The 11,615-nt window shown below is 47.4% G+C and carries 9 protein-coding genes; 6 read left to right on the top strand and 3 right to left on the bottom strand.

Annotation, left to right across the window (positions count from 1 at the left end):
* Positions 1-29 precede the first annotated feature (29 nt).
* Entirely contained in the window at positions 30-2,180 is a 2,151-nt protein-coding gene (locus AB432_RS25870; RefSeq protein WP_048034738.1) for a multicopper oxidase family protein, read from the bottom strand.
* Positions 2,181-2,472: 292 nt separating this feature from the next.
* Here AB432_RS25870 and AB432_RS25865 point away from each other — a divergent pair, with 292 nt between their 5' ends.
* Positions 2,473-3,237, top strand: a complete 765-nt coding sequence (locus AB432_RS25865) for a class I SAM-dependent methyltransferase (RefSeq protein WP_048034737.1) — start codon at positions 2,473-2,475, stop codon at positions 3,235-3,237.
* Between the two features lie 209 nt (positions 3,238-3,446).
* Positions 3,447-5,171, top strand: a complete 1,725-nt coding sequence (locus AB432_RS25860; protein WP_048034736.1) for a methyl-accepting chemotaxis protein — start codon at positions 3,447-3,449, stop codon at positions 5,169-5,171.
* A 281-nt stretch (positions 5,172-5,452) separates the two neighbouring features.
* Here AB432_RS25860 and AB432_RS25855 read toward each other — a convergent pair whose 3' ends face one another.
* Both AB432_RS25855 and AB432_RS25850 read right to left on the bottom strand, forming a co-directional pair.
* On the bottom strand, positions 5,453-6,595 hold the full coding sequence (locus tag AB432_RS25855; RefSeq protein WP_048034735.1) for an ABC transporter permease: 1,143 nt from the start codon (positions 6,593-6,595) through the stop codon (positions 5,453-5,455).
* Positions 6,592-7,335 carry an ABC transporter ATP-binding protein gene (locus AB432_RS25850; RefSeq protein ID WP_048034734.1) on the bottom strand — a complete coding sequence of 248 codons (744 nt, stop codon included), beginning with the start codon at positions 7,333-7,335 and terminating at the stop codon, positions 6,592-6,594. Before AB432_RS25850 ends, AB432_RS25855 begins: the two co-directional genes overlap by 4 nt.
* A 217-nt stretch (positions 7,336-7,552) precedes the next feature.
* Between AB432_RS25850 and AB432_RS25845 the strand changes: the two genes are divergently transcribed.
* The 4 genes from AB432_RS25845 (at position 7,553) to AB432_RS25830 (ending at position 11,594) form a co-directional block, all read left to right on the top strand.
* Positions 7,553-7,972 (top strand): hypothetical protein, encoded by a 420-nt coding sequence (locus tag AB432_RS25845; protein ID WP_048034733.1) that lies wholly within the window; start codon positions 7,553-7,555, stop codon positions 7,970-7,972.
* 109 nt (positions 7,973-8,081) lie between these two features.
* Positions 8,082-8,726 carry a SurA N-terminal domain-containing protein gene (locus AB432_RS25840; protein ID WP_048034732.1) on the top strand — a complete coding sequence of 215 codons (645 nt, stop codon included), beginning with the start codon at positions 8,082-8,084 and terminating at the stop codon, positions 8,724-8,726.
* 142 nt (positions 8,727-8,868) lie between these two features.
* Positions 8,869-10,377 (top strand): spore germination protein, encoded by a 1,509-nt coding sequence (locus tag AB432_RS25835; RefSeq protein ID WP_048034731.1) that lies wholly within the window; start codon positions 8,869-8,871, stop codon positions 10,375-10,377.
* Between the two features lie 35 nt (positions 10,378-10,412).
* Positions 10,413-11,594, top strand: coding sequence for a Ger(x)C family spore germination protein (locus AB432_RS25830; protein WP_048034730.1), 1,182 nt, complete (start codon positions 10,413-10,415; stop codon positions 11,592-11,594).
* The last annotated feature ends 21 nt before the right edge of the window (positions 11,595-11,615 follow it).

The raw sequence follows: 11,615 nt of genomic DNA, 5'->3' as shown, positions 1-11,615 counted from the left end.
AAAAGAAAACAGCAGCCTGGCGAAAATCGCTACGGACTGCTGTTTTCTTTTTGAAGATGCTCTTCATACACGAGTGGGATTGCTATACCAAAAGCAGTTTCACCTTTCGTTAGGCTCTCTTCCATTGATGCACCAGGATTATTCGCACGGAAAGCTACTTCATAGGTTTCACCTGGCGCTACCTGGAGAGTGTCCGTCCACCATGGACTTCCTGTAACCTTTTTGCCGTCCCGACTCAGGATGAGCATGTGATGACCGTGCAGATACATCGATTGATCCTGGAAGCTGCGGTTGACGAAGGTCAGCTTTATGAGATCACCCTCTTCCATCATCATCCGTGTCTCAGGAAGCAAGTCGCCATTTACGGTCGACATACGCTCGAATTGACCGTCATAAAATCCGTACTGACCATCAATGAGCAGTTGATATTCCCGATCAAATTGGGAAGAGAGATCAAAAGGAAGCGCAATCGGACTGCCGTAACGTGCAGGGTCAAAGACAGAAAGCTCTGCATCTAAGAAGGGCACAGCATCTTCGGACCCATCTGGACTTAAGAGCAGCCCTTTGTCATGCTGGTTTGCAGCGGGAGCAAATAGCACGGGACGATTCGGCATCGTAAACTGAATGTCGTATCGACCCCCTGCCCCCGGCTGCAAGGCTTGATTGGCAATCAAATTCGGTTCGTTTACCTCGGTTCCGTCAATCTCTACTACCTGAAATGGAGTTCCTTGCAGCAAATAGGTGACAGGAGCATTTTCGGCGTTTATAAAGCGAAGGCGAACCGTTGTGCCAGGAGGAACTGTTTCGATTTTTCGTGTATGTGAGCCGTTTAACGTCGCGCCTGCCTTTTCGTCCTTGTGATGAATCATGGCGATGTCGCGAATAGGTGCGCCTGTAGCCGTAGCCTCGGCTGGCTCGATCACAAAGGCGCCGAACAGCCCATTCACTATTTGCTCAGGAATTTGCTGATGAGAATGATACCAATACGTTCCTGTTTGTTCCGCGCGAAAACGATAAACAGATGTTTCTCCTATTGCAATGCGATCATAGCTAGCGGGAGTCTGCATGCCATGCCAGTGGATGTCTATCCCTTCGGAAATATCCTTGTTCAGAAGGATGATTTCGACGAGCTCACCTTGCTTCATGCGCAGCTCAGGTCCGGGATATTGTCCATTCAGGGTCCATGCTTCTACGGTTTTGCCTGATGCTTGAGGGATGGTTGTTTTCTGTGCGTTCAGCGAAAACACCCGATCAGGGGTCTCTTGTTTTGGTTCTGTTGGTCCATCAACATTTCTAAGTTTCCCTGTGGAAGGCATCGAATGGGCACTTGCCTTTACAGGGAAAACGAAATCGGGGAGAGCGTGATCGTCCTGATTCTGCCCTCCCATAGGTGAATGCTCGGGAAGGCGACTCGCTATCATCGCTTGATTTCCCCAGATCGTCGCGAGTAAAGCAGTCGTCAGGAGAAACGCGGCAAAACGGATAAAGCGGTGCAGGCGGCGTGGTTTTACCCAATTTTCCACAGTGGAGTGGTATTGATGCTTCCACGATTGCCGAATCCAGAGCAGGGAGACCCCGGCTAATAATACGCCCCAAGCGAGAAATAAAATGGATGGTTCCAGCGTAACAGCCGGAAAAAAGACTTGAAGGAAGAGTGCAATCAGACAGCCAAAGAGGCTAGCTTGCAGCGGAACGAGCAATTCGGGGCAAGATGCGTCTCCTCGCCACTCCGCATCTAATGCGTCGCCTAGATCCGGCGAGTTTGCTTTTGCAGACCTAACATTTTTCTCTTGTAACAAAATGTGGGTATAATCCGTATCTACTTGTGACTGCCTTGACTCTCTGCCGCCTTTCCCGGTCAGCTCCCACAATCGTGGAAAAGTAGAAAGAAGGCAAAAGAGCAATGGAACAAAAATAAAAGGTAAAAAGCCAAGCAACGCATCCTTTATGTAAAGCCAACCAAAGGATTCAAACAAAACCCACGTCATCACCAAATGCCCTGCTAATACAAAAAGGGCCGACCATGAAAAACACAAAGTGATGCGAGCGCTGTTTATGAAAGCCCGTTTCGTCGGACGGAAAACGAGCTGGTTTGCCATGATTGTCGGGACCAGCATGACGATGAGAAGGACCAGAAACAATCCTTGATGAATCCCGGCAAGCACTTCAAAATCAGCCATGATCAGTTCCTCCTGTTTACTAGTTCGATACTAATGATATAGAGAAACGGCTGAGTACCAAACGTACCGAGGCAGTATTTTCACTCCGTCTTAAGTCGGAGAAGTGCACTTGATCTATAAACAGGATATACATTACAATTTTGGTATTCCTTTTCGGCCTATCAGAATATTGGGAAGGGGGCTTTTTCTCATGTCCTTTGATTTTGTACAAACGTAACAACGCTCTCGAGCTCCTCCTGCTTCGTCTGGTTTGGACGTGAACAGACTGGTATAAACGAGAGGAGAAGCAAATATGGAAAATAAGGATTGGATCAAAAGCTTTCAAGAGGAAGTAGAGGCACCATTCGCTGGATGGGATTTTGCCAGATTGACTGCGACAGGCAGGATGCAGGATGCACCACTTCGCTGGAACTACGTAAATATCGTGAAAAAGAACATGCTTGGGATTCGCTCTATGCTGGAAATGGGAACAGGTGGTGGAGAACTGTTTTCTAGGCTTGCGCCGTTCCCTTTGGAGACGTATGCGACAGAAGGCTACGAGCCGAATGTAGCGGTGGCAAAAGCCAATTTGGAGCCCTTGGGAGTTCGTGTGTTTCCGGTAGATGGGGAAGAAATATTGCCTTTTGAGGATCAGTCACTCGACTTGATTATCAATCGACATGAAGCTTATTTGCCATCTGAAATGAAGCGACTGTTGAAGCCAGGTGGCACATTTGTTACCCAGCAAGTGGGCGGGCAAGACAATCTTGACCTGAATCGATTGCTGGGCGCTCCGATTCCGCCAGATTACTTGCACTGGGATCTGGCCTATGCAGTGAATGAACTGGAGGAAGCCGGCCTTACGATTGTGGAGCAAAGAGAGGAAATGAGCTTTTCCCGTTTCTACGACATAGGTGCCATTGTTTACTACTTGAAGGCTATCGAATGGCAGATTCGCGACTTTACCGTAGAAAAGTACGCCGATGCCTTGCTTGATCTGCACCAGAAAATCGAAGCGGTTGGTTATATCGATATACCTACCCATCGATTTCTCATGATTGCCCAACAAAAGTCCTAATTAAACCACTACCGATTGTCGATAAAACTGGTAGGGAGTGTTTAGGAAAAGCACCCTTTTTGGGTGCTTTTTTTATCGAGTAACACCGTGTGAGAGCAGCACTGCTGATCCTTTTACGAAAAGGCAAAACCTCCCGCAACAATGCGTCCGCTCCCAGGTGGGGGGCCGCAGTACACATATCGTAACCGGCGAAGGAGAAGTGAAACAGGATGAGTAAGAGCTTGGCAACACGAGTCGTTGCTCTTGTAGCGGTGATCATTGCCGTCATGATGGCAATCAATATTATCATGATTTACGAAAACAGCGTAACTACTGTAGAAAAGACACTCTCGCGCTCAAGCATTAACACAGCATTGCATATCTCCCAAGGGCTTGACTCAGAGAAGATAGCGAAATTTATATCTCAGCCACAAGAAACAGATGACTATTGGACTATCCGAAATGCGTTGTTTGAGTACACCGAAAAAACAGGTGCCCTTTATGTTTATATTCTTCATACAGACGGTGAAAAGGTAAAAATTATGGTGGATGGAATGGCGAAAGGAGCAGAGGGAGCAGCTACAATCGGTCAAGAGACGTCCTCAACCGGCATGGCTGATATTGCTCCTGTTCTGGCAGGTGGATCGAACAGTACGCCAATCGTCAAAGACCCTGTGTACGGGGATTACCTAAGTGCATTCGCACCGATTGAAGATCCATCTGGTCAAGTGATTGCGGTGCTTGGTGTGGATACTGCGGCAGATAAAGTTGAACTGATTAATGAACAGGTTCTGGATGAAACCATGCCACGCATCATTATCGCTATGATTGTCGTAACGATTATTGCTTTGGTTGCTGTATTCTTCTTGATCAAGAAGATGCTGCGTCCACTGCAAGTTGTACAAGAGGCGTCTATGCGCATTGCTTCTGGTGATCTCACGTCTACAGGGATTTCTGTTTCCAACAAAAAAGACGAGATTGGCCGAATTGTCGTTGCTTTTGGTGAGATGACGACACAACTGCGTCAAATTATTGGCGGAGTAAAAGAGACAACCGAGCATATTGACAGCATGGCGAATTCTATTCGGGAAGGTGCCAACTCTGTCCGCGAGCAAAACAAAAATATCGTGGTCACCAGCCAAGAGATTGCGCAGGGGAATGAGCAGACAGCAACTGCGATGGAGATGACGGTGCAAACGGTTCAAGAATTCTTGAGCGAGCTGGCTGAATTGAATACGGCGATTGACGAGATGGATGCAGTATCCAATCAGGTGTCCGCTATCGGAGAGAGCAGCTACAAAGTATTGCAAGAGTTTTTGGCAGATGGAACAGAGACGAACAAACAATTTCATGAAGTGCAAAATACAATGGCGATTCTCGAAGAAAAATCGAGCCGAATTAACGACGTGATTGAAACGATTCAGCAAATCGCCGGACAGACCAACCTGTTGGCGTTGAATGCAGCCATCGAGAGTGCACGTGCTGGAGAAGCGGGCAGAGGCTTCGCTGTGGTAGCGGGAGAAGTTCGCAAGCTGGCCGAACAGACAGGTGCGGCAACCCACGTCATTCAGGAGAGCATCAAAGACATTCAAGATCAGGTAAGACAAGCCACGGAAAAGACAAATGCGACGCTGGATCGCTACAACGCGGGGACAGAACGTTTGGATTCCGTTACACAAGGCATTACGGCTCTGTCTGACATGACACATACTTTGAAGACGTCGCTTGCGAATGTCATGGCAAGCGTAGAGACGATGAAGCAAGGTCAGAACAAGGTGAATGAATCCGTGTTGACGGTTACTGCCATCTCGGAACAAACAGCAGCGGCTACCGAAGAAGTATCTGCTACGATGCATGAGGTCAGTGGAAACGTTGATCAGTTCGTGTCTGAAACGGAGCAGGTGACAGACAGCATTCAGGAGCTGCGCAGCAAAGTGGATACGTTCCGATTGTAGATAAATTACTTTATCGGTAAATAAAAAACAGCTCTTCTACTGGCAGGTTGTTGCCGGGAAGAGCTGTTTTTTTGTGGCTGTAGTGGGGGAAGAAGCGCACCGCTGAGGGATGGTGGCCGCTCCGGGCTTAATGGCGGGAGCCGCTTCAAAAGTAGCAGTTTCGATGAGGAGTTTGCAGAGTTGAAGCTAAAAGCACTCCCTCCATTCAGCCCTCCGCTTTGTCGGGCTCCAGAGGCGCTTGGACTGGAAATGCGCTTCTTCCAAGCAACTTTTGATATTAACTACAATAACCCAATCAGCACAAGCACTGCACCGTGCAAACCCAACAGAACCATACGCAGCCAGCTAAAAGCCTGTCTCATCTGACCATCCCGAATCGGAAAGATTGCGTACCCGTTGCGCTTTTTCTGGTGGCGCCAGAGGCTACCGATCTGGCTGGCAGTCATGAAGAGAAAGAGCAGGCCAGCGATGATTTTTGCATAGGGGCCGGGCAATATGAGAACGACGAAGCCTGACAGCAGGATGAGTCTGAAATAAATGCCCGCAAAGTCACCAGAGCGAATAAATTTTTTGGTAAACAAATGACGCCCTGCTTTGGTTTGACGGTAAGGCAGCAGCAGCTTCGTCAGGGCAATGAGCCACGAGCGTGACTTCACCTGGTGCTGCATGGCAGGGACATCTCTGAAGTTGTTCGCGAACTGATAAAAGCGGTGACGCAAGCCGCTTTCGATGGCAAGCAGGCGATACCATTGTATGGAATGTTTTTTCTTATAGGCCAACATTCGCGAATGGAGCCAGAGCAAGAGCGCAGCGCAGATCAGAGCACCGAATGGGAGAATACCCACGACCAAGAATTGTCCTTCACTCAATACCCAAGCGAGGAGGATATACGAAAAGACAAAACGAGCGAGCGTATAGAATCCGATCTTCTTCTGATCGGGCAAACGTAAGAACGTCCAACTGCTGTAAATGTTCCAGCCCTTCAAGAGCAGGGGAATGCACCAATAGACCCAAAGCTGCACGCCTTGTGCACCTGCGACCTCTGTATACATAGGCATGAGCAGGAGCAGGACGATAAACACTACTGTGCTCTGAATGGCAAAATTGTACACGAGCGCCTTCCGGAAATAGCGATCCAGTCTTATTTCGTGCGGAGTCAAAAAAAGCAAATCCGCTTCCAGCAAAAACGTGCGCAAGGGGCTTCTCACAACGACAATAGCAATCACGAGAGCCATAGCATACGGCAAAGGGAACCAGGGTGGGATCATCGCGATGATGCTGCGGTAGTAAAAGGCGAGCAACCCCATCAAAAAAATCGCGACGAACATCAGGCCGCCATTGGCCATGTACTGGGCATAGCGAATGAATTCTACTGAAAAGGCATGGAACCGTTTGCGAAATAATTGATCTACGTCTATTTTCACTGGCCGTCATCCTCTACGATATGCAAGTATATGTCGTCCAAGGAGCGATCTGGGAGCCCTGTCAAACGCCGAAGCTCCTCTAGCGTTCCTTGGGCTCTAATCTCGCCTTTGTGCAAAATGATGAATCGGTCACAATGCTTCTCGGCGGTGGCCAAAATATGTGTGGACATCAGAATGCCTGCCCCTTGCTCCTTGCAACGGTTCAACCACGTAAGCAGAGAACGAATCCCCAGAGGGTCCAGACCCAGGATCGGTTCATCCACGATGTACAGAGGCGGTTGTACGAGCAAAGCCATCATGATCATGAGCTTTTGTCTCATGCCTTTGGAAAACTGCTGCGGAAATCGGTCTTTCATTTCTTCCATGCGGAATTCTTTTAAGAGAGGACGTGCTCGTTCATAAAAAACTTCCTGGTCTAGCCCATGGCTCATCGCCATTAACTCGATATGCTCCCAAAGCGTAAGCTCTTCGTAATAAATGGGAGACTCAGGGATATACCCATAAGACAAACGATAGTTTTCGGGGTCTGATTGAAAGGTCTTCCCTGCAATGCTGATTTCACCTGCGATTGGTTCCAGGAGTCCTAAAATATGCTTGATTGTCGTACTTTTACCTGCGCCATTCAGCCCGATTAGCGCCACAATTTCTTTTTCGCGTATGTGAAAGGAGACGTCTTTGATTACAGCGTGGTTGAAAGAGTACCCACCCGTTACTCCTTTTACCTCCAACAAGGTTGTCATGGTATCCTCCTTTATGAAGAAACGGTCGTGTCCCCGTTTATTTGAGAGAAATGCTAGATAGTCTTCCATCTATTTTAGCTGAATTCAGGATTTGGAAATACATTTGTTTGCCGCCTTTTTTTACACGAGACTGAACAAAGAGGGATAACCGTACAAGCAATGCTCCTTTCCGCTACATAAACAGTAGTATAAAGGACGGACGGGGGAGGTGGAACCTATGACAGCAGGACCATATGAAAATCAGAAAAATATAGATCAGCATATACAACGTATCTATTTGAAATTAGACAAATTCGAAGAACGAATCGATCAGCTTGAGGGACAAATGATAGTAGTTACGAAGTGGTTGGAACGAATTGAACATCAATTGGGACGCATGGAGGATGTGCGTTATGATGTACTGCAAGTTTTGAACAAGCTGCAGACTGAATTAGAAACGAAAGCAGAGAAGACGGAAAAAGACAAAGATATAATCCTGCAATTACTGGCTAACGAAAATCGGGACAAGGAAGCACTCGCTCAGTTTATGGAAGTAGAAAAAGACAGGAAACAAGAACGCTTTTTACAGGTTTGGGCAGTTTTAGGTCCTGTCATCGCCTCCGTTCTCTCCTCTTTTTTTACCCGATTTTTTATGTAGCGCATAATATGTTTAGAATGTGGAAAAGTTGTGTAATACGCTTTCCATTTTTCTACCATAACTTCTTTCTATACTTGGAGGGCAGATTAGAGAAAGAGAGGATATCCAAGTGAAGAAGTTTGATATTTCCATGCTTTCGGTTGCCATATTATTAACGGGGTTAGCTGTATTAGGGTTTTATCAATCATGGGCAAAAGGCAATGACCCTGTATTGGTAACGGCCGGCGATACCTCCATTACACAAAATCAGCTTTACGGTGAAATGAAGAAAATGTACGGAAAACCAATGATACATGAACTTGTTGCGGAAGCGTTAATCAAGCAGGAAGCCAAGGCGCAAAACGTCGCGGTGACGCAAGAAGATATGGATAAAGAGATTGATTCGATGAAACAACAGGTAGGTTCACCTGAGGCATTCCAAAACTACTTGAAGAGTATGGGAATGACCGAGGCCCAACTGCGGGATAAGTTGAGCGTGCTCATGACACGGGATAAGTTGTTGGATAAAGCATTCCCGGTTACCGATGAGCAAATCAAAACCTACTACGATACAAATAAAGAACAGCTGGGGTCACCGGCACCTGAGTTTGATAAAGTGAAAGATCAGATCAAGATGATGCTGACTGACCAAAATCGCAGTCAGAACTACGGTACCTGGTTAAATACGCTTCAGCAAAAACATAAAGTGGAATGGCACGACCCTTCCTTCGACGATGCACCAGTGCCAGGTGATGCACAAACACCTGCACCATAGTGTGGAACATATACGAAAAGACCTTGTCCTCTTCAACGAGTGCGAGGTCTTTTTCTGTGGAAAGGGACATGAACGTTTTGTTTAGTAATGGGAGCAATCGGAGAAACTGTGTTCATAATTGCCGATGTGAGGAGCAATCCGAATGGCTCAGATTGGTTGCAGCTTAGACGAAAACGTTCACTATATAAAAGAATCGCTCGGATACAGCAATGACATTGTGATTCGAGAGGTAGTCCTAAATAGCCTAGAACCCGTCCGGGCAGCTGTCTTGTATGCGGATGGCATGGTCGATTCGTACCTGGTACAAGCCGTATTAATCGATAGCCTTTTATACAAAATGCGCTTGAAGGAATGGGAAGGGATACGCAAGGACGAGTTCGTTCCCTTTTTAAAAGAATCCATCCTGACCGTAGGAGATATGGGAGATTTATTCGATTTTCCCACATTGTTTACAGCCTTGCTGTCTGGCTGTGTCATCATTCTCGTGGATGGCAGCTCAGAAGGAATTCATATAGGTTTGCAGGAGTGGAGGGATAGAGGAGTCACCGAACCGTCATCGCAAACAGTCATTCGCGGTCCGCGGGAGAGCTTTACGGAGACACTTCGCACGAATATTACGTTGCTGCGGAGACGGATTACCAGTGAAAAGCTATGGATTGAAATCAACAGAATCGGCGAGGAAACCAAGACAGAAGTCGCAATTGTGTATATGAAAGGGATTGTAGAAGAGGGTGTTGTAGAAGAAGTACGCAATAGACTGGATCGAATCAGCATCGATGGCATCATGGAAAGCGGAATGATTGAGGAGCTGATCCAGGACGAAGCCTACACACCTTTCCCCACCATCTCTAACTCGGAGCGCCCGGATGTCGTGGCCGCGAATCTATTGGAGGGACGCGTAGCAATTCTTGTAGATGGGACTCCCTTTGTTTTAACCGTGCCCTCTCTCTTTGTGGAGTTTTTCCATTCTGCGGAAGACTACTATCAGCGTTTTGATTTTAGTACGTTGATTCGCATGCTGCGATTCGCCTGTTTTTTAATAGCATTGCTTGCTCCATCCCTCTATATCGCCATTACGACCTTTCACCAAGAGATGCTCCCGACACAGCTGCTGATCAGCTTGGCGGCACAGCGAGAAGGAGTGCCCTTTCCAGCCTTTATTGAGGCGATCATGATGGAAGTGGCTTTTGAGATATTACGAGAGGCTGGAATCCGCATGCCGCGTGCAGTAGGTCAAGCCATTTCCATCGTGGGAACACTGGTCATCGGACAAGCAGCGGTGGAAGCGGGGATTGTTTCTGCCGCAATGGTCATTGTGGTCTCGATCACTGCCATATCCAGCTTTATTTTCCCAGCGAGCAACATGTCGATTACCGTAAGGATTCTTCGTTTTCCTCTGATGGTTCTGGCTGCTTCTTTTGGCATATACGGAATCATTGTAGGGATGCTTGGCTTAGTGCTGCACTTATGCAGTTTACGCTCGTTTGGCGTACCGTATATGGAATCGTTTGCTCCGTTTTCCTTGAAAGAGCAAAGAGACACGATCTTTCGCTTGCCTCGCTGGGCCTTGGACAAACGTCCTGAATCGATTACCAAAAACAATTTGCGCCGCCAATCTAAAGGGATAAAGCCATTACCGCCCCAGAAGTAAGCGGCTTTTCACAGCATGTAAAGGAGTGGGCACCAGTGAAAGGGATAAAAGTTCTTCTCTGCATCGCGCTCGTGATTATCCTGCCTGGTTGTTGGGATCGAAAAGAACTGAACGATTTGGCGATTGCTGTCGGGATCGGCATTGATAAAGTGCAGGGAGGCTATCAAGTTTCGGTTCAAGTAGTAGACCCTGCGGAGGTAGCGGCCAACAAGGGGAAGCCAGGACGTTCGCCTGTTACTCTCTTTACCATGAACGCTCCGACGATTTTTGAGGCTGTGAGGAAAATGACCACGATCTCTCCCCGGAAAATTTATATGGCGCACACGCGGATGCTCATATTTGGCGAGGAGGTTGCGAGAGAAGGGATCGCTCCTGTCGTCGATTTTGTCTCGCGTGACCACGAGTTTCGAACTGACTTTTATGTCGCTATCGCAAGAGGAACGACGGCACGCAATATTCTGAGAGTGATCACACCGCTTGAGCAAATTCCTTCGACAGAAATGTTTGCTTCTTTGGAGACATCCTCAAAAGTATGGGCGCCTACCGCAGCGGTTACGATGGATCAATTGATTACCGACTTTACCAGCAAAGGGAAGCAAGCTGTATTGACAGGCGTGCGACTAACCGGACCTGCAAGGGAGGGGGATCAACGGAAAAATGTCGAGCAAATAGATACGCCCGTGCTTCTTCAATATACGACATTGGCTACTTTTCGGGGAGACAAGATGTTCAACTGGCTGAGTGAAGCGGACAGCAAAGCGTATAGTTACATTACAGGCAAAGTAAAAAGCACGGTCGGAAGCTTGCCTTGCAAGGGGGGAGGACTCTTGACGATGGAAGTCATGCACGCCGACGCCAAAATCGAGGCAACCATGAAAAATGGCGCACCTGAAGTCATCGTTCACATCGGTTTGGAAAATGATATTGGAGAAGTGCAATGCAAGCTAGATCTGACAGAGGAGGATACGATCAAGGAGCTGGAAAAAGAGTCGAAAAAATCAATGGTAGCATTGGCGACAAAAGCAATTGCCAATGCCAAGAAAAATGGAGTAGACATATATGGATTCGGAGAAGCGATCCATCGAAAATATCCGAAAGTATGGAAGAAGATAGGGAGCAATTGGGATAAGGAATTTTCCAAGCTGCCTGTACATGTCATAGCTGATGTGAAAATCAGACGTTTAGGAACCATCAATAATGCCTTTGAAGAAAAGTGATTGTGTAACAGGGTCAGGGGG

Source organism: Brevibacillus brevis, assembly GCF_001039275.2.
In the GTDB taxonomy this organism is placed as follows: Bacteria; Bacillota; Bacilli; order Brevibacillales; family Brevibacillaceae; genus Brevibacillus; species Brevibacillus brevis_C.
This window is presented reverse-complemented; position numbering and strand designations above follow the sequence as displayed.